This window comes from Serratia rhizosphaerae, from assembly GCF_009817885.1.
Lineage (GTDB): Bacteria > Pseudomonadota > Gammaproteobacteria > Enterobacterales > Enterobacteriaceae > Serratia_B > Serratia_B rhizosphaerae.
Window position 1 is genome coordinate 4,427,308 of the sequence record NZ_CP041764.1, and the last position, 18,362, is coordinate 4,445,669.

18 protein-coding genes and 1 pseudogene are annotated in these 18,362 nt (G+C 53.1%); 9 read left to right on the plus strand and 10 right to left on the minus strand.

Annotation, left to right across the window (positions count from 1 at the left end; translation table 11 throughout):
• Positions 1 to 8: 8 nt before the first annotated feature.
• On the minus strand, positions 9 to 710 hold the full coding sequence (gene minC / locus FO014_RS20580) for a septum site-determining protein MinC (RefSeq protein ID WP_160030879.1): 702 nt from the start codon (positions 708 to 710) through the stop codon (positions 9 to 11).
• 136 nt (positions 711 to 846) lie between these two features.
• On the opposite strand from minC, the gene FO014_RS20585 reads away from it, so the two are divergent.
• The 4 genes from FO014_RS20585 to FO014_RS20600 all read left to right on the plus strand — a co-directional run bounded on the left by FO014_RS20585 (position 847) and on the right by FO014_RS20600 (position 3,602).
• The gene (locus tag FO014_RS20585) at positions 847 to 1,116 is read left to right on the plus strand and encodes a YcgL domain-containing protein (protein WP_160030880.1); all 270 of its coding nucleotides are present in this window, start codon (positions 847 to 849) and stop codon (positions 1,114 to 1,116) included.
• Positions 1,117 to 1,175: 59 nt separating this feature from the next.
• The gene (locus FO014_RS20590) at positions 1,176 to 2,213 is read left to right on the plus strand and encodes a lytic murein transglycosylase (RefSeq protein WP_160030881.1); all 1,038 of its coding nucleotides are present in this window, start codon (positions 1,176 to 1,178) and stop codon (positions 2,211 to 2,213) included.
• A gap of 97 nt (positions 2,214 to 2,310) precedes the next feature.
• Positions 2,311 to 2,967: a fumarylacetoacetate hydrolase family protein gene (locus FO014_RS20595; RefSeq protein WP_160030882.1), complete on the plus strand. Its 657-nt coding sequence runs from the start codon at positions 2,311 to 2,313 to the stop codon at positions 2,965 to 2,967.
• A 188-nt stretch (positions 2,968 to 3,155) separates the two neighbouring features.
• A complete protein-coding gene (locus FO014_RS20600) occupies positions 3,156 to 3,602 on the plus strand; it encodes a YcgN family cysteine cluster protein (protein WP_160030883.1) in 447 nt (148 codons plus the stop codon).
• 26 nt (positions 3,603 to 3,628) lie between these two features.
• Here FO014_RS20600 and FO014_RS24065 read toward each other — a convergent pair.
• Together FO014_RS24065 and FO014_RS20610 are read right to left on the minus strand one after the other, a co-directional pair.
• Positions 3,629 to 3,934: pseudogene (locus FO014_RS24065) on the minus strand (tyrosine-type recombinase/integrase); the annotation flags it as partial.
• A 103-nt stretch (positions 3,935 to 4,037) separates the two neighbouring features.
• Positions 4,038 to 5,168 (minus strand): acyltransferase family protein, encoded by a 1,131-nt coding sequence (locus tag FO014_RS20610; RefSeq protein WP_160030884.1) that lies wholly within the window; start codon positions 5,166 to 5,168, stop codon positions 4,038 to 4,040.
• 92 nt (positions 5,169 to 5,260) lie between these two features.
• On the opposite strand from FO014_RS20610, the gene FO014_RS20615 reads away from it, so the two are divergent.
• Positions 5,261 to 5,464: a hypothetical protein gene (locus tag FO014_RS20615; RefSeq protein ID WP_160030885.1), complete on the plus strand. Its 204-nt coding sequence runs from the start codon at positions 5,261 to 5,263 to the stop codon at positions 5,462 to 5,464.
• Between the two features lie 528 nt (positions 5,465 to 5,992).
• Here the strand turns inward: FO014_RS20615 and FO014_RS20620 are convergent.
• Positions 5,993 to 6,148: a hypothetical protein gene (locus FO014_RS20620; protein WP_160030886.1), complete on the minus strand. Its 156-nt coding sequence runs from the start codon at positions 6,146 to 6,148 to the stop codon at positions 5,993 to 5,995.
• Between the two features lie 307 nt (positions 6,149 to 6,455).
• Between FO014_RS20620 and FO014_RS23815 the strand changes: the two genes are divergently transcribed.
• Positions 6,456 to 6,593 carry a hypothetical protein gene (locus FO014_RS23815; RefSeq protein WP_201282885.1) on the plus strand — a complete coding sequence of 46 codons (138 nt, stop codon included), beginning with the start codon at positions 6,456 to 6,458 and terminating at the stop codon, positions 6,591 to 6,593.
• 119 nt (positions 6,594 to 6,712) lie between these two features.
• Here the strand turns inward: FO014_RS23815 and FO014_RS20625 are convergent, their stop codons facing one another.
• The 4 genes from FO014_RS20625 to nhaB all read right to left on the minus strand — a co-directional run bounded on the left by FO014_RS20625 (position 6,713) and on the right by nhaB (position 11,585).
• Entirely contained in the window at positions 6,713 to 7,318 is a 606-nt protein-coding gene (locus tag FO014_RS20625) for a radical SAM/SPASM domain-containing protein (RefSeq protein ID WP_246168018.1), read from the minus strand.
• A 420-nt stretch (positions 7,319 to 7,738) separates the two neighbouring features.
• Positions 7,739 to 8,923: an O-antigen ligase family protein gene (locus FO014_RS20630; protein ID WP_160030887.1), complete on the minus strand. Its 1,185-nt coding sequence runs from the start codon at positions 8,921 to 8,923 to the stop codon at positions 7,739 to 7,741.
• A gap of 444 nt (positions 8,924 to 9,367) precedes the next feature.
• On the minus strand, positions 9,368 to 9,886 hold the full coding sequence (dsbB, locus tag FO014_RS20635) for a disulfide bond formation protein DsbB (RefSeq protein ID WP_160030888.1): 519 nt from the start codon (positions 9,884 to 9,886) through the stop codon (positions 9,368 to 9,370).
• 127 nt (positions 9,887 to 10,013) lie between these two features.
• A complete protein-coding gene (gene nhaB / locus FO014_RS20640) occupies positions 10,014 to 11,585 on the minus strand; it encodes a sodium/proton antiporter NhaB (RefSeq protein ID WP_160030889.1) in 1,572 nt (523 codons plus the stop codon).
• 238 nt (positions 11,586 to 11,823) lie between these two features.
• Here nhaB and fadR point away from each other — a divergent pair, with 238 nt between their 5' ends.
• Positions 11,824 to 12,543, plus strand: a complete 720-nt coding sequence (fadR, locus tag FO014_RS20645; RefSeq protein WP_160030890.1) for a fatty acid metabolism transcriptional regulator FadR — start codon at positions 11,824 to 11,826, stop codon at positions 12,541 to 12,543.
• Between the two features lie 58 nt (positions 12,544 to 12,601).
• On the opposite strand, the gene FO014_RS20650 is transcribed toward fadR, so the two are convergent.
• The gene (locus tag FO014_RS20650) at positions 12,602 to 14,137 is read right to left on the minus strand and encodes a SpoVR family protein (RefSeq protein ID WP_105231376.1); all 1,536 of its coding nucleotides are present in this window, start codon (positions 14,135 to 14,137) and stop codon (positions 12,602 to 12,604) included.
• Positions 14,138 to 14,663: 526 nt separating this feature from the next.
• Here FO014_RS20650 and FO014_RS20655 point away from each other — a divergent pair.
• Both FO014_RS20655 and dadX read left to right on the plus strand, forming a co-directional pair.
• Positions 14,664 to 15,968 carry a D-amino acid dehydrogenase gene (locus FO014_RS20655; RefSeq protein ID WP_160030891.1) on the plus strand — a complete coding sequence of 435 codons (1,305 nt, stop codon included), beginning with the start codon at positions 14,664 to 14,666 and terminating at the stop codon, positions 15,966 to 15,968.
• A 61-nt stretch (positions 15,969 to 16,029) separates the two neighbouring features.
• Positions 16,030 to 17,103, plus strand: coding sequence for a catabolic alanine racemase DadX (gene dadX, locus FO014_RS20660; protein ID WP_160030892.1), 1,074 nt, complete (start codon positions 16,030 to 16,032; stop codon positions 17,101 to 17,103).
• 2 nt (positions 17,104 to 17,105) lie between these two features.
• Here dadX and FO014_RS20665 read toward each other — a convergent pair whose 3' ends face one another.
• The gene (locus tag FO014_RS20665; RefSeq protein WP_160030893.1) at positions 17,106 to 18,299 is read right to left on the minus strand and encodes a multidrug effflux MFS transporter; all 1,194 of its coding nucleotides are present in this window, start codon (positions 18,297 to 18,299) and stop codon (positions 17,106 to 17,108) included.
• Between the last annotated feature and the right edge of the window lie 63 nt (positions 18,300 to 18,362).

The following is an 18,362-nucleotide window of genomic DNA, read 5'->3' on the forward strand; positions in this document are numbered from 1 at the left end:
AAAAGGGCTCAATTTAAAGGTTGTATGGTTAAAGCGTTATCCAACAGGCTGAGTCGTACTGCCTGCCCGAACGAATCGGACGGGATCTGGTCGCTCAACCAGTACTGCCCTGCGATAGAGACTAGCTCAGCGGCCAGGTGCGTGCAAAAAATCTGACATGAGGCATCGCCGGATGCGCCAGCCAGCGCACGACCGCGCATCATGCCGTAGATGTGAATATTGCCGTCGGCAATCACTTCTGCACCGGCGCTGACGCTGCTGGTTACGATTAAATCGCAGTTACGGGCATAAATCTGTTGGCCGGAACGGACAGGCGTGCTGATGACGCGTGTTTTGGCGGGCGCGTTGTCGGCGGCCGGCTCGGGGGCCGGAGTCGGCGCTTCGGCAGCGGCCACTTTGTGGCCTTTTCCTTCGCTAAGCAACGGCAGACCGGCACGGGCAACCGCCCGTTTTTGCCGCTCATCTTTGCAACCGCTGATGCCAACCACCCGCAGACCTGCCGCTGCGACCGCCTGTTGGAGTTCTTTCCAGTTTGCGTCGCCGTTAAGCGCTGCAATGTTGATAACAACAGGGGCGTTTTTCAAAAAAGCGGGAGCTTGATCCACTTTTTCTTGCAACGCTTCACGAATTACCTCGGGTTCCGAATTATGCAAATGAACAACCGATAGGGTAAAACTGCTGCCTTTTAGCTCAATTGGCGATTGTGACATCTATCCTGACTCAGTTTCAGCAACTTTAAATCCCCGGAATTCCACTCGGGGTGCGATATTCCGATGTACTAGAAGCATGTTATAGTCAGAGTTATATCCAGGCAAGACACTGCCCCAATTAAATAGAGTTAAAAATATGCTTTGTGTGATCTATAGAAGTTCAAAACGCGATCAAACTTATCTTTATGTCGAAAAAAAAGACGACTTCTCGTGCGTGCCGGAGGAGTTGCTGAAAAGTTTTGGCGTGCCGCAGTTCGCCATGACGCTTAATCTTGACGGCCGGGAAAGATTAGCCAATGCGAATATTGATAAGGTAAGAGAAGCCCTGAAAGAAGAGGGGTTTTATCTGCAGGTGCCGCCGCCGGTAGAAAGTTTATTGAGCCAGCATTTGAGCGGCGGAAAATAATTGTCGTTCGCCCCGCATGTTGAGCGGGGCGGAATTGAATGGCAGAAAAGGACACCGCGATGAGATTGTCGACCACGGCTTTGACGCTGACGGCTTTGATACTGGCCGACTGTGCCAGTCACAAGAATTTGGCGATAGCGGCGCCTCCCGCCGCACCGCCGGCCGCCAATACGCTGGCCGCTACCGGTCGCGACCCAACCCAGTTTCCCGCTTACGTTGAACAGCTTAAAGGTCAGGCACTCGCGCAGGGGCTTAGCCAGCAAACGGTCGACAGCGCCTTTGCCAATATCCATTTTGTCGACCGGGTGATCCAATCCGATCGCAATCAGTTGGAAAAGAAGATTACCCTGGACGTTTATCTGCAGCGCGTATTGTCAGCCAGTAAAACGCGGCAGGGACGCGCGATGATGCGTAAATATCAGCCGCAGCTGGCGCGTGCGACGGCGCGTTACGGTGTGCCGGAGCGCTATATCGTGGCGCTGTGGGCGATGGAAAGCCATTTCGGCAAGATTCAGGGTAAGGAAGACGTGGTTTCCGCGCTGGCGACGCTGGCGTTTGAAGGGCGGCGAGAGGCGTTCTTCCGCAAGCAGCTGGTGGCGGCGTTGCAGATTATTGAGCAGGGACACGTGACGGCCGGACAGTTGAAAGGTTCGTGGGCGGGTGCGATGGGGCAAAGCCAGTTTATGCCCAGCTCATTCTTGACCTATGGCGCTGACGGCGATGGCGATGGACGCATTGATATCTGGAACAATGTCGATGATGTTTTTGCCTCGACGGCCAATTACCTGTCGACCGAAGGCTGGCAGGCGGGCAGCAGCTGGGGACGCGAAGTGAAGCTGCCGGCAGGCTTCAGCGCCGCCGATCTGGGGCTGAAAACCCGCGGGCGCACGGTTAATCAGTGGGCGGCAATGGGCGTCACGCAGCCTGACGGCGCCGCACTGCCGGATGCTACGCTGCGCAGCTGGGTCATTACGCCGGACGATGCGCAGGGGAGAGCGTTCCTGGTGTATGATAATTTCCGTACCATCATGCACTGGAACCGTTCATATTATTTTGCCATCAGCGTGGGTATGATGGCGGATGCCGTTGGCCAATAAGCCGTACCGGCGGGCCGTCAGCGATACGGCGCTACTGAAACGACAACGGGCCTGGCCTGCGGGCTGAGCCCCTACATGATTTGTAGGGAGAAACGGAATGTATCAACATCGAGACTGGCTGGGGGCATTGCTGGATTTTCCGGTAAGCAAAGTGGTGTGTGTCGGCAGTAATTACGCCGATCATATCAAGGAGATGGGCAGCGCCAAATCCGCTGAGCCGGTGCTGTTTATCAAACCTGAAACCGCATTGTGCGATATCCGCCAGCCGGTGGCGATCCCGAAGGATCTTGGCGCGGTACACCACGAGGTTGAGCTGGCGGTGCTGATTGGCACGCCGTTGAAGCAGGCCAATGAAGATCGCGTGGCGCGGGCGATCGCCGGCTACGGCGTGGCGCTGGATCTGACGCTGCGTGATTTGCAGGCGGGGTTCAAGCAGGCCGGTCAGCCGTGGGAAAAGGCCAAAGGTTTCGATGGTTCTTGCCCTCTCTCCGGCTTTATTCCGGTCTCCGAGTTTGGCGACGCGCAAAATGCTGAACTGACGCTGAACGTTAACGGCGAGATCCGCCAGCAGGGCAATACGCGCGATATGATCACGCCGATCCTGCCGTTGATCGCCTATATGAGCCGTTTCTTCACGCTGCGCGCCGGCGATATCATTCTCACCGGTACGCCGCAGGGCGTCGGGCCGATGGCCTCCGGCGATATGCTGACAATCTCCCTGAACGACAAGACGCTGACCACGCGCGTGATCTGATCCTGTCGGCCGCCGTGTAAAAACGGCGGCAATGCTTGCATCTGCAGGCTAAAATGTCTATATAGTGCCCCTCGCAGTCTGTATGCAGGCTAACATTCATTGATTCATCCTTAATCGCCGATCGCGCTGCCCGGGGCAAGCATGTCGGGCTGGCCGAGAGTCATTAAGGGGTTATACCGGATTTCAATATGTCACAACGTCCTTTTTGGCAGAGCAAAACGCTGGCAGAAATGTCAGAAGAAGAGTGGGAATCGCTGTGCGACGGTTGTGGACAGTGCTGTCTGAATAAACTGATCGACGAAGATACCGACGAAATCTACTTTACCAACGTTGCCTGCAACCAGCTGAATATTAAATCCTGCCAGTGCCGTAATTATGAGCGGCGTTTCGAACTGGAAGAAGACTGTATCAAACTGACGCGGGAAAACCTGGTGACTTTCGACTGGCTGCCGCCTACCTGCGCCTATCGTCTGATCGGCGAAGGCAAGCCGTTGTACCCCTGGCATCCGCTGCTCAGCGGCTCAAAGGCGGCAATGCACGGTGAACGTATTACCGTACGCCATATTGCCGTGCGCGAGAGTGAGGTGGTGGATTGGCAGGACCATATCCTCAATAAACCGGACTGGGCGCGCTGATTAGTTGAATTGAAAGGTTTTTTGTCTTACTGGTTTTGTGCTTGGGGCATAGATGGGGCATTTCCTCCAAAATTAGCGTTCAAAATGGCAAGTTGATTAGCGTTGTTGTCAGACATCCACTTGCCATATACCCGATAGACCATCTGCGCAGATGTGTGACCCATTTGCGCGGCTATGAATGAGGGATTAACTCCTGCACTCAGCGCTCAACATGCGAAAGTGTGGCGTGATTCATACGCTCTGCGATGTCTAATGCCTGCACGCTTCAGTATGTCGTTCCATGTTGCACTGAAAGTGTAGTGATGTGATGTTACTCCCGGATCAATGTAGTCAGTAAAGTATGGCACTGACTAGCTTAGGCGGGGGCGTCCATCACATCACTTGCATAGAGAAGTCGTTCATAAAATAAAGATGCCGCCAATAGGCGGCATCTTATTACTTTTTCTTCATGTATCTGTATTCTATAAATCTAAAACTTAGGCTACTGACAAGTACCACAACAGGAGCGATCATCACCATGATCAGCCAATATTCATTTTGGCTAAGATTTGATATGTCGACAAATGTACCGATAGCCTTTATTGATAAGTAAAGGACTGGCAAGTGGAGAAGGTACACGCTATAACTAATCTCGCCAAGATATCTCATTGGCTTGAAGTGCATATAGAAAGGGTTTGCTAGAACGATACAGGCAAAGAACACCGAAGAGAGAATGAAGCGTGACCAGTGATATCCATTATCAACCATTATCCCTGATGTAACAACGAAACAAGCGAGAGCCAATGCTGCCATCAAATACTTTACTGTTTTGCTTAAGTTATACTTTCTATTTGCTAGTATGGCAACAACGATCCCTGTTAGAAAGTATGGCCAGCAAACCACAGCAGAGTTTTTGAAGTCAACGACAGCAATCGCCACCGCCACAACCAGCAAAGGCATTCCATATTTTTTATTGCAGTAAGTATAGGCGATCAATGGCAGAACAAAATAAAAACGCCATTCGTGGATCAGTGTCCATATAACGGAGTTTAGTGGGTATAATTTAAATCCACCAATAGTCATGCTGCTATCAATAAAGCCAAATGTTATCAGGCCTGAAATTGTCAACATGTCATGCTTGTCAATATGCAATGACATATTGGATACAAAAACTATCACTAAGTATATTATGCAGACAAAATAGAATAGCGGGGCTATGCGCCTAATCCTAGACTCGTAGAATCGATTCCAGTCAAGCTTTCCATCGCATTTAATTATCCGATCAAAAAACAAGAACCCTGTTATGCAGAAAAATATTTGAACGCCGAAAGAGCCAAGATTTGCGTATATCCAACCCCACTGGGACACGCCAGGTACGGTATACCCCATGTTGGTTAACATGGATGGAGCATGGTTAACGTAGACGAAAAATGCAGCAAGTCCGCGCGCACCACTGATAGACCTGTACTCATTGACTGGGTACTTAATGTCGGGTATGAGCTTCATTGACTGCAAGCAAGCTGCCGTAAGCAGCGCGGAAATTATGATTGATATCGTTATTGCTAGTGTGAGTTGTGTAAATTCCATTTATTTTCCAACATATCGTTAAGAAAGCGAAAGAGTATGTCACGAACAGAAACCATGAAAAACCATAACAATGCGATAAAAGTGGTTTTGTGATGACGATCAGCGTGTTTTTTGCTCACTCGCACCGCGTGGGGCACCCATGGGGCAAAAAAATTAGCGCAAAACAACTCAAAACCTACGTAGGTCGTGATTCGTCTTGCGCTAATGCTTTGTGTTTTACCAGCTTTCAACTTACTTCAGCGCAGAACGAAATTTTACTGCCGCCTATTCTCAATAAACCGGACTGGGCGCGCTGATTGACTGTATTGAACGGCGTGAACTGACGAGGTTGGTGCCCAAAATATGGATATTACCGACGCGGAAATGTTGTCTGACCCACTCAGCCGGTCATTTTTAACCTTGGTAAGTTCGCTGCACACATGTGCGTAATGAGGCTTGCCGCGCTCATCATTTCTTGCGATATCCGGGTATATTCCTTCCCATTTGTATCGTGTGTTTCCAGCATACGGTTACGCCTTGAATAAAGCCCGCATGTATTTGAGCCGTCGTTATCTTTCAAACGAAACAAAAAATAGGCGCAAGAAAATGTGCTAAACGATAGTCCAGCAGAGATCGGTTTCTTACCCATTCCGCAATTGGTTAATATCCAACACAGCGCGTAGTCTATTATTTATTCGCATGAGAAGTGCCGGTTGCTCGTTCGTTAGTTTATTCATCTGCATGCAACAGGAGCAGTAACGTGGAGGGGACTCACGCAAAATCCGTGACTCTAAGGGGGTAAGGTATCAAACGTGATGGATGACGTCGGGTTTGACGTCGTGGGGCTATTGGCCGAGTGCTGTGCGAGAACTGTATACCGGCTCTTCGGCAACCACCTCATAACGGCTTCTGCTGCGCCGCATCACGTCCCCCGATTTGGAAAACAGCAGGGTGGTGAGAATGATACAGACCACCACCAAAGCAATTTCAATTCTGTTCATAGTATCTGTTGCTGGATAACCAAGAGTTATGCGCTTGCCCGGCTGCGCAGGCGCCTATCTACATCGTCAGATAAGGTGCGGTTTGTCACTCAGGAGGAAATGATGGCGCAACATACCCGGCTAATCAACAAGAGTAAACACTTTGTCGCAGTAACGGGAGGTGTGGCGATGTGTTAAAAAACACACAAATCATTAATAGGTCTTATTAATAATGTTTCATTTTGTGTGTGGCTATTGATGTGGATGCCATCATTGCCTAAGTTTTAAGGGCGTGGTTAACAAGGGATGTCATAGGGGGATCTGAAATATGTCTGATGAAAAGCGGCTTAATCTGCTGGAAAAAATAGCTATTGTGATGTTTGCAGTATTGATAGCCTATTTTGCGCTAACGTTTGGTCTGTCGCTCTCGGGTCTGGAACATTCGTGGCCCTATCCGATGAGATAAATGCAAACGTTTTTACCAGGGAAACATATAATAAATAAAGTCATACCTCATTGCTTGCGCAGCAGGCGGCCGTATTCACCGCATTACAGGAGAACCTGCAATACGGTGAGAGCATAAGACTAGGCCTCATTCAGCGCGCATTTTCTACACATTGGCAGTGTGAATTTTCCTTGGCGCACTTCTTTGCGCAGCCGGCGAAAATCATCACTGTGCCAGATGTCCAACAGGCTCTGCTCTTTCACATTACCAAAGCTGTGGGTGATGTGGTAATCGTTGGTGCAAACCACTTCGCCGGTATAGGTAATGGAAATTTCATCCGAGACGTAATGGCAATGCTTCATTTTCCGCTCTTTTTTCGGTTTAACCGTGCCGCCTCGGTTAAATAACGTCAACCCGTCGAGCGATCGGATCTTGATTTCCCCGTGTTTGACATAGTGGCTATCTACCATGCTGGTTAGTTTCTTAGGCAGATTCTTTGTGTGTTTGGTCACCAGGAAACCGCTGACGCCGGCCTGCATGCATTTGTCGTACAGTTCTTTATCCAACAATAATCCGTTGGTGTGGATAATAATTTCGGCGTTAGGCAGCTTTTTTCTGGCATAGGCCATCAGCTCAGGCAGTCGTTGGTCCAGCAATGGTTCGCCAAAGAAGTGAGGGGAAATCCGGCCCTTATAATTTATTGCTGACAGGTCATCAATGGCCTTTTTGAAGACTTCCTCAGGCATATAGTTGACCCCGCGCCCACCGTTAAATTAGGTAGGGCAGTAGCTGCATTTGAGGTTGCACTGCGAATTTATTTCAAAATCGAGAGCAGTAAAGATGTCTCTATTTTTATAGCCGTAAGTAAGTACTTTATTAAATGCGTTATACCATCCTCGCAGCGTAGGTTTAACCGGTTCCGGCATATTTTGCGCCATCAGTCGGTAGAATGAATTAAGTACTAGAGGTAACCTCATAACATTTTCCCGCCATTGCTCAAAATTTTAGGTATAGCAGATGGGGTGAGGAAATCCAGGCGGCAAATACGCAAAGAGACAGAATACTGGACGAGGGGGGGGATTTCTTGTTGGATTGCTTGACGTTACTTTATTGTTGGGATTTTTCCTAAATGAAACATGGGCGCAGTGCGCCCATGTTTCAATGTGTTATGAATCGCCGCGTTTATAAAGCGTATGGAATTTAGCCGTCATAAACAAAATAGATCCCCCCGATGCGCCGAAGAGCAGCGGGTTAACCGAACCGGAAAACAGCCACATTGCGAGGAAGATAAGCGGCATAATAAATGCGAAGGCGCCGCTGCTCTCTTTGGATACGGCCTTCAGACAGGTGAAGGCGATCAGCAGCAGCAGGCCGGCGCAGCCAATGATGCCGAGGGCCATCAACATTGATAGCGTCTGGCTTTCATACAGGTACTTCGTGGTTTCTGAACGCAGGGCGTTCGGGATGTAGTAACCGATGCCATGGCCGAAAATAGGCATTTCCATAAATGAGTTATAGAGCGATCTATTTTGCCATTCCCGGTAGGAGTCTGATACCGAGTTGTTGGTGTTATTACCGAAGCGTGTTTCGATAACCTTGAACAGCATATCACCGACTGGCGTGAATATAATAATAAATGACAGGATAATGGCTGTGATTATGCTGATTTTAAATATTTTAGAGGCCTTGGCCTCAATGAGAATGGCAGCAAATACCATGAACAATGTCTCAGCCCAAAAGGCACGCGACAGTGTCAGGATCATGGATATCATTAAGAGCACAAAGGTGATCGACGTTTTTAACTTATTGTCTTCGTTATGAATCAGTTCGCGGGTGACAAAGTATAAAAAGAATGGCACTGCGGAATCCAGCGGGATTTGCAGACGGGCAAGGACCGTATCCTCAACGCCCAGCGACATCATCTGGATATTCCATGTGTCACGCAACCAAGAGATAATATCGTTAACGCTGATCCCGGCTACGACGGAAAGAACGATAATAAATATCTTAGCAATGGCGACATAAACAAAACAGTACTTTAAAGTGCGGTATATCAGCGCTCTGTTGTTCTCGCTGATGTCACTGCTGGCGAGGAGAAACACGGCAACCACAATGGCCAGGAAAATATCCCTGGTCTGGCCGATGATGTTGCCAAATTCATTACCCATGATAATCGAGTAGATATCTGCAGCCAACAGAAAGAGGATAAATGGGACCAGCTTTAAAATTGAGCGCTGCAGCATCTCCTTGCGCGTGAGCATATATAACGCCATGCTGACAATGATCAACGGGCTTCTCAATGCCATCAGATAGATTGACATTTTGATATAAATTGACTTGCTTATCTTCATATTTCCTTGCCAACCTGAATTTTGATTAACATATTCTGTTTTTGCCGTGAATTTTTAAGATTATCGCTATTCACAGTGGATACCTGCATGGTGAAGCGATATCTCGCTAGAGCCGAACGTCATGCGGGCTGACACGGCTGACGGCACATTTTCGGAAGCAACCATAGCATTATGACTGAGCGTAACATAACAGGGAAAGTTGTTTTTATTCAATTGGTTAACCTATTGACGGTGTGAGCATCGTCGGAGCTCAGGTTGATCATCATGGTATTTTGGCATTCAACAATGATTGTTTCACGCTTTTTGCTGCAATTTAGAGTTTTCCGACTGATGGGCAATGAATGGCGCATAATCAGAAAAATTACGCTAAAACGTCCTGTATTGATACGAAAAAAGGCGCCGTCAGGCGCCTTTCAGATTGATACCGATGTGTTTTACTCTGCGTCAACTTTGTTGACGTGAACGCCCCGCCTGGCTGAGTAGCACGATTACGGCGACCAGCAGGTAGGCGGCAAAGATACCGACCAGCCACTGCGGCATTTCCAGCGTCAGGAACTGCCATTGGCGTACCGAACAGTCTCCGGAGGCATGAAATACGGCCGGCATCCACTTGTCCAGCGGCAGCCAGGCAGGGAAACTGACGAAAAAGTCACAGGTATTGAACGGTGAAGGGTGCAGCATAATCATGGTGTGCTTCCACGCCAGCTGCAGCCCTTCCCAGGCGCTGTAGATCCACAGCAGGATGGCGGCGTAGCGCAGTGGCGTTTTCGGTGCCATTGCCCCTAACAGAGAGGCGCCCAGAATGCCAAACAGCGCGCAGCGCTCATAAATACACATCACGCAAGGTTGCAGCAGCATAACGTGCTGGAAATAGAGCGCAGCCAATTCCAGCGCCAGCGCGGTGATAGCCATCAACAGCCAGGCGCGGCGTCCTTGTGAGCAGCGCTTAAAGAATCGCAACATATTTTGAGTCTTCCATGCAGTAAGCAATTGAACCGGCAGTGTAAACCACAATTCAACCGTGTTGCCAGCCATCAGAGACCCTTTTCGCGGTAACAAAGTATGGCTGGCAACGTCGCGGGGCGCTGAATCAGTGCCCCGCAGCCTCCAGATGCGGCAGCGAGAGCCAGTGCCACTGCGTCAGCAGATCGGTTACGGGGGCCAGGGTAAACTCAACGCACAGCAGGCCGACCAGCGCCAGAACGATGGTATATGGCAGCGCCATCCAGACCATGCGTCCATAGGAAAGGCGCACCAGCGGCGCCAGCGCCGAGGTCAGCAGGAACAGAAACGCCGCCTGTCCGTTTGGCGTAGCGACCGAAGGCAGGTTGGTGCCGGTGTTGATCGCCACCGCCAGCATTTCAAACTGCTTCAGCGAAATGGCGCCGCTGGTGAGGGCGGCTTTGGCTTCGTTGATATAGACCGTGCCGACAAAGACGTTATCGGAAACCGCCGACAGCAGGCCGTTAAACACGTAGAACAGCATCAGCTGCGCCGACGGCTCGGCCTGCAGCACAAACGCGATAACCGGACTAAACAGATGCTGCTCGATGATTACGGCCACCACGGTGAAAAATACCGTCAGCAGGGCGGTGAACGGCAGGGCTTCCTGGAAGGCCTTGCCGATGGCATGTTCGTCGGTTACGCCGCACAGCGAGGTGGCGAGAATAATGACCGACAGGCCAATCAGACCGACCTCCGCCAGATGCAGAGCCAGCGCCGCCACCAGCCAGATGCCGATCAGCGCCTGCACCACCAGTTTGACTTTTTCCTGGCGGTTGCGCTTGGCGCTGGCCTGGCGGTCAAACTCGGTCAATACTTCGCGCACGCGCTCAGGCAGTTGCGCACCATAGCCGAAAACGCCAAAGCGCTCCACCAGCAGACACACCGCCAGGCCGCATACAAAGACCGGCAGGGTGACCGGCGCCATGCGCAGGAAGAAATCAATAAAGCCCCAGCCGGCGCTTTTGGCGATAATCAGGTTCTGCGGTTCGCCGACCATGGTCATCACGCCGCCGAGCGCGGTGCCGACGCCGGCGTGCATCAGCAGGCTGCGCAGAAAGGCGCGGAATTGTTCCAGCGTCTGTTTGCGGTCATCGCCGTCGATGCCGCTGTCGTCGTTCACGTTATGTGCGTCTTCCGGCTGGTTGGAGGCGACATTGTGGTAGATAGAATAAAAACCGCTGGCGACGCTAATCACCACGGCGACGACCGTCAGGGCGTCAAGAAACGCCGAGAGCACCGCCGCTGCCAGACAGAACGCCAGCGACAGCAGCATTTTGGAGCGGATATTCAGCAGCAGCTTGGTAAATACGAACAGCAGCAGCTGTTTCATAAAGTAGATGCCGGCCACCATAAAGATCAGCAGCAGCAGCACTTCAATATTGTTGGCGATCTCTTCACCGACGTGCGCCGGGCTGGTCATGCCGATAGCTACCGCCTCCAGCGCCAGCAGGCCGCCGGGCTGTAGCGGGTAGCACTTGAGCGCCATCGCCAGGGTGAAGATGAACTCCGCGACCAGCAGCCAGCCGGCAGCGAAGGGGCTTATCAGGAAAAAGACCAGCGGATTGATAACCAAAAATATCAGGATGGTTAATTTATACCAGTCAGGGGATTGGCCGAGAAAATTTTTCACAACGGCGCTGCGTGCTGTCATTTCCATATATGTCTTACTACCTTGAAGAAAAATTGTTGCTACCCTACCAACGCCGACGGTTGCGATGCAACTGCGGCAGAAATTTCAACCTAAAATTCATGGGTTTCGCCGTTTTCGACTGTTTTTTGCCAGGTTATGCACACTTTCGTTTATAGTTTCCCGCTCGCACTATGTCATACCAGCATGATCTGGTATGATCAGCGGACTACTATTACTGATATCGTTGCAACGGAACGTCAAACACATGGTCATTAAGGCACAGAGTCCAGCCGGTTTTGCGGAAGAGTACATTATTGAAAGTATTTGGAATAATCGCTTCCCTCCTGGCTCTATTTTGCCCGCGGAGCGTGAGCTATCTGAACTGATAGGCGTCACGCGCACCACGTTACGCGAGGTTTTACAGCGTTTGGCGCGCGATGGCTGGCTGACGATTCAGCACGGCAAACCGACCAAAGTGAATAACTTTTGGGAAACATCCGGCCTCAACATTCTGGAAACGCTGGCGCGCCTCGATCATAACAGCGTCCCGCAGTTGATCGATAATTTATTGTCGGTGCGCACCAATATTGCCTCTATCTTTATCCGCTCTGCGGTGCGCAACCACCCTGAGGAAGCGCAGGCCGTCCTGGCGAAGGCGTCGGAGGTTGAAGATCAGGCCGAGGCGTTCAATACGCTGGATTATGAAATTTTCCGCGGTCTGGCCTTTGTGTCCGGCAATCCGATTTACGGGCTGATTTTCAACGGCCTGAAAGGGCTGTATACCCGCGTTGGCCGCTACTACTTCTCCAACCCGGAAGCGCGCAAGCTGGCACGTACGTTCTACAGCAAACTGTCGATGCTGTGCCATGAGAAAATGTACGACCAGGTGATGGATACGGTGCGTAATTATGGCAAGGAGAGCGGCGCGATCTGGCAGAGTATGCAAGGTACCATGCCGAGCGATCTGACCGAAGTGCGTCGTTAACGACCCGTCGTATAGACAAACAACAAAAGGGCGCATCTTGCGCCCTTTTTGCTGCCTGTTATAGCGCGCTGGGGCGCGGAGGACAGCGTTCCAGCAGTTCGACGCTGCCGTCTTCGTTTTGCTGTTCCAGAATCACGTCGAACCCCCACAGCCGGTACACATGTTTCATCACCTCGCGGCGGCTTTTATCCAGCGGCGCGCGTTCCTGTGGCACATAGCGCAACGTCAATGAACGGTCGCCGCGCAGATCAACGTTCCAGACCTGGATGTTGGGTTCGTGATTGCTCAGGTTGTACTGTGCCGACAGCTCTTGGCGAATCGCCCGATATCCCGCCTCATTGTGGATGGCCGAAATCTCCAGATAGTTGTTACGGTCGTCATCCAGCACGGTGAACAGGCGGAAGTCGCGCATCAGTTTCGGCGACAGGAACTGGCTGATAAAGCTTTCGTCCTTAAAGTCGCGCATGGCGAAATGCAGCGTTTCCAGCCAGTCTTTGCCGGCAAAGTCCGGGAACCAGTAGCGATCTTCTTCCGTCGGCGACTGACAGATGCGCTTGATATCCTGGAACATGGCGAAGCCCAGCGCATACGGGTTAATGCCGTTGTAATAGGGGCTATTGTAAGGCGGCTGATACACCACGTTGGTGTGGCTGTGCAGGAACTCCAGCATAAAGCGTTCGCTGACGCGGCCTTCGTCATACAGATGGTTGAGTATGGTGTAATGCCAGAAGGTGGCCCAGCCTTCGTTCATCACCTGCGTCTGCTTTTGCGGGTAGAAATACTGGCTGACCTTGCGCACAATGCGCAGGATTTCCCGTTGCCACGGCTCCAGCAGCGGGGCGTTTTTTTCCATAAAGTAGAGAATATTTTCCTGCGGCTCGCTGGGGTAACGACGTTCTTGCTCCGGTGCGTCTTCGCGTTCGACGCGCGGCAGCGTTTTCCACAGTGAGTTCACCTGGCTTTGCAGATACTCTTCCCGGCTTTTTTGGCGGGCTTTTTCTTCCTGCAGCGAAATCTTTTGCGGACGTTTATAGCGGTCTACGCCGTAATTCATCAGCGCGTGGCAGGAGTCGAGCAGCTTCTCCACTTCTTCTACGCCGTAGCGTTCTTCACATTCGCTGATGTAATGGCGGGCGAACAGCAGGTAATCGACGATGGAGCTGGCGTCGGTCCAGCTGCGGAACAGGTAGTTGTTCTTGAAGAATGAGTTGTGCCCATAGCAGGCATGCGCCATCACCAGCGCCTGCATGGTGATGGTGTTTTCTTCCATCAGGTAAGCGATACACGGGTTGGAATTGATGACGATTTCATAGGCCAGTCCCTGTTGCCCATGTTTATAGAGCTGCTCGGTCTCGATAAATTTTTTACCGAATGACCAGTGTGTGTAGTTAATCGGCATCCCGACGCTGGAGTATGCATCCATCATCTGTTCAGAGGTGATGACCTCGATTTGGTGCGGATAGGTATCCAGTTTGTAGTGTTTGGCGACGCGGTCGATCTGCTCCAGATAGACCTGCAGCAGCTCAAACGTCCAGTCTGGTCCATCGCTCAGACGTTTTTCATCCATAATTTGATCATGTGTTGAAGTTGTCATCAGCGCACCCTCGTTTTGTACGGGCCAGGCTCATTACGGCGGCCCTTAATCAATCGTAGCTCAAAAAAGAACGGGGCGAGGGGGTTATAAAGTCTAAAAATTCAACGTCCTGTCTGAACTTAACGGGAGGAGCGGATAGCGGGTGAGTTTTTTCTGCTGTTTTACCGCCGATGCGCCATCGCATGATGTGTTGTGTTTTTCCTTGTTTTGTAGATTAATGCTCTGTTTTATGTCTTGGGGTTGATTTTATATTCTGTTAACGACCTGTTGCACATTAGAGCAATTTTTAGTGACTGCATTGCAGTCATTGATTTCATTAAGGGGCGGTATTCTCTCCGGGAACCGGCTTTCACCGCAGGTTATCGCTATTTAAATCCGCCTATTGCAAAAGGAAGCGGCTTGAACGATAAATTAATTGTGAAATCTGTCACGATTAAAAACTAATTTGTTGGATGGTTTTTTCTACTGAGTTAATTTGCCGTCAACAGAAGATTATGCTTTGTTAAATCTCGGGCTGGAGTCAGTGATGCGAGTGTTGATTTTAGGTAGTGGAGTGGTTGGCGTAGCCAGCGCCTGGTATCTGGCGAAAGCCGGGCATGAAGTGACGGTGGTCGATCGTCAACCGGGGCCGGCGCTGGAAACCAGCGCCGCCAACGCCGGTCAGATCTCGCCGGGTTATGCTGCGCCATGGGCCGCGCCCGGCGTACCGCTGAAGGCCATCAAATGGATGTTCCAGCGCCACGCGCCGCTGGCTATCCGCCTGGACGGTACCGGTTTTCAGATCAACTGGATGTGGCAGATGCTGAAAAACTGCAACACGTCCCATTATGCCACCAACAAAGGGCGGATGGTGCGTCTGGCGGAGTACAGCCGCGACTGCATCAAGGCGCTGCGTCAGGAAACCGGCATTGAATACGAAGGGCGCCAGCGCGGCACGTTGCAACTGTTTCGTTCACAGCAGCAGTTTGAGAATGCGGCGAAAGATATTGCGGTATTGGAAGACGCCGGCGTGCCTTACAAACTGCTGGAGTCCAGCCAGTTGGCCACGGCGGAGCCGGCTTTGGCGCAGGTGGCGCACAAGTTGACCGGCGGTCTGCAACTGCCGAATGATGAAACCGGCGATTGCCAGCTGTTTACCCAGCGTTTGGCCAAGATGGCGGAACAGGCGGGCGTGACCTTCCTGTATGACCAGCATGTTGACCGTTTGCTGGTGGACGGCGATAAAATCACCGGCGTACAGTGCGGTGCGCAGACCCTGACGGCGGACAGCTATGTGGTGGCTTTCGGCTCTTATTCGACCGCGCTGTTGCGCGGGCTGGTGGCGATTCCGGTTTATCCGCTGAAAGGCTACTCGCTGACTATCCCGATTACCGATGAGGCGGCGGCGCCGTACTCAACGGTGCTGGATGAAACCTATAAAGTCGCTATTACCCGCTTTGACCAGCGCATTCGCGTTGGTGGTATGGCGGAAATCGTCGGCTTTAATACCGAACTGGAGCAGAAGCGACGTGAGACGCTGGAGATGGTGGTGCGCGATCTGTATCCCAACGGCGGTCAGGTTGAACAGGCGACATTCTGGACCGGCCTGCGGCCGATGACGCCGGATGGTACGCCGATTGTCGGCCGCACCTCATTGAAGAACCTGTACCTCAATACCGGCCATGGTACGCTGGGGTGGACGATGGCCTGCGGTTCCGGCCAGCTGCTTGCCGACCTGATCTCCGGCATCACGCCGGCGATCCCATTTGACGATCTCTCCGTGGCGCGTTACAGCGGTGGTGTGACCCATTCGCGGCGTGCACCGCTGAACGACGTGCATCCGGCACGTTAATCCTAACGACCGGCCGCAGCGGCAGACTGCGGCCGGCGTCAAACCGGCTGAAGGAGAGCCCATGCCCCGCCCAATTACCGCAACGCTGCACCTGGCGGCGTTCGACAACAACTTGCAGGTTATTCGCCGCCACGCGCCCGGCGCGAAAGTCTGGTCGGTGGTGAAGGCTAATGCCTATGGCCACGGCATTAAACACGTCTGGCGCAGCCTGGCGAATACCGATGGCTTTGCGTTACTGGATCTGGCGGAAGCGGTGCTGCTGCGCGAGTCCGGCTGGCAGGGGCCGATTCTGCTGCTGGAGGGTTTTTTTCAGCCGGCGGATTTGGCGCTGATCGATCGCTATCAGCTGACCACCGCCGTACACTGCGACTGGCAGCTGGCGGCCATCGCCGATGCGCGTCTGACGGCGCCGCTGAATATTTATCTGAAGCTGAATAGCGGCATGAACCGGCTGGGTTTTGCGCCCGATCGGATACGCAGCGTCTGGCAACGGGCGCAGGGGATTGCCAATATCGGCGCCATGACGCTGATGAGCCACTTCGCGACTGCCGATGAGCCACGCGGCGTGGTGCAGCAAATGGCGACCATTGATCGCGCGGTGGCGGATCTGCCGCTGCCGCGTTGTCTGGCCAATTCGGCGGCGACGCTGTGGCATCCGGATACGCACGGCAGTTGGGTGCGGCCGGGCATTATCTTGTACGGCGCATCGCCGAGCGGCAATTCGGCCGATATAGCCGCCACGGGACTCCAGGCGACGATGTCATTGCGCAGTGAGATTATCGCGGTGCAGACGCTAAAATCCGGCGACAGCGTCGGCTATGGCTGGCGCTATACCGCCAGTGCCGTACAGCGGATCGGCATTGTCGCCTGCGGCTATGCCGACGGTTATCCGCGCCATGCGCAGAGCGGCACGCCTATCTGGGTTGACGGCGTATTGACGCGCACCGTAGGTACGGTATCGATGGATATGCTGGCGGTGGACCTGACGCCGTGCCCGCAGGCGGCTATCGGTGCCGAGGTGGAATTGTGGGGGCGGCATTTGCCGGTGGATGACGTGGCCGCCGCAGCCGGTACCCTGGGGTACGAGCTGCTGACGGCATTGACGCCGCGGGTGCCGGTGGAGACCGGCGCATAAGCTCAGCCGATCCGGTTTAACTGTCCCTTTAATTGTTTACTGCGCTGCCGGGCGTGCAGCGCCAGTAAACAGCCTGCCGCCATCACCAGCGCCAGCGCCATTTTCGGCTGCAGAGGCAGCGCCATCGCCAGTAGTCCCAGCGCCGCGCCGCCGGCCATCTGTACGAAACCGACCAGCGCAGAGGCTACTCCGGCCTCGTTGGAATACGGCTCCAGCGCATAGCTGGTGGCCGGGCCCATCACAAACGCCAGCCCGGCGCAGCCGATGGCAACCGGCAGCATATAGGCCAGCCAGTGGGTTTGCGCATCGGCCGTCAGGAAGGTGATATCAAACAGCAGGGCAAGGCACCCCAGCCCCATCAGCACGCCGCCGGTGGCCAGACAAAAAGGCCGGCCGACCTTGCGAATCACCCGGTTGGCGAAGAAGCTCACCAGCATAATCCAGAAACCGTTGGCGCCGAACGCCAGGGAAAATTGCAGCGGCGTCAGGCCGGCGGTGCCCATCAGCACATTAGGCGCCAGCGACACGTAGGTGAGCGCCATGCCCATGGCCCCGGCATTGACCACGGCGAAAGAGAGAAAGCGTGACTGACGCAGGATCTGTGCGTACTGGCGTACGGGGAGTCCTTTTACCGGCCGCGTATCCGCCGGGCGGGTTTCCGGCAGGCGCAGAGCGATCAGCACGAAGACCAGCAGCGCGTAGCCGACCAGGAACCAGAAAGGGGCGCGCCAGCCAAACGCTTCCGCCAGTAATCCGCCCAACAGCGGCGCCAGCGCCGGGATAATATTCAGCGTACCGTTGAGGAAACCAAAGGCGCGCGCGGCATCGTCGCCGTTCATACGGTCGCGCACGCCGCTAAACGCCACTACGGCGGTGCAGCATACCGCGATGCCCTGCAGCAGGCGTGAGGCGATAAACAGCGTCGGGCTGTTGGCCAGCGCGGCCATGGCGGCGCCGATCATATACAGGATAATGCCGGCCAGTGCGACCGGCTTGCGCCCGTAGTTGTCGACCAGCGGCCCGGCGACGATCTGCCCCAGCCCCAGCACCAGAATAAACAGTGAAATGGTGGATTGGATCACTGCTTCGCTGCTGTTCAGGCCCAGAGCGATAGCCGGTATTGCCGGCAGGTAGAGGTCGATACCCAACGGGCCCAGCAAGACCAGGCTCAGCAGGAGAAGGAGAAATTTTTGCATAATGAAAAATAGCACATCCAAGTGACAAAGTGGCTTAGGGTAGTGCCTTCGCAGTGAAATGGA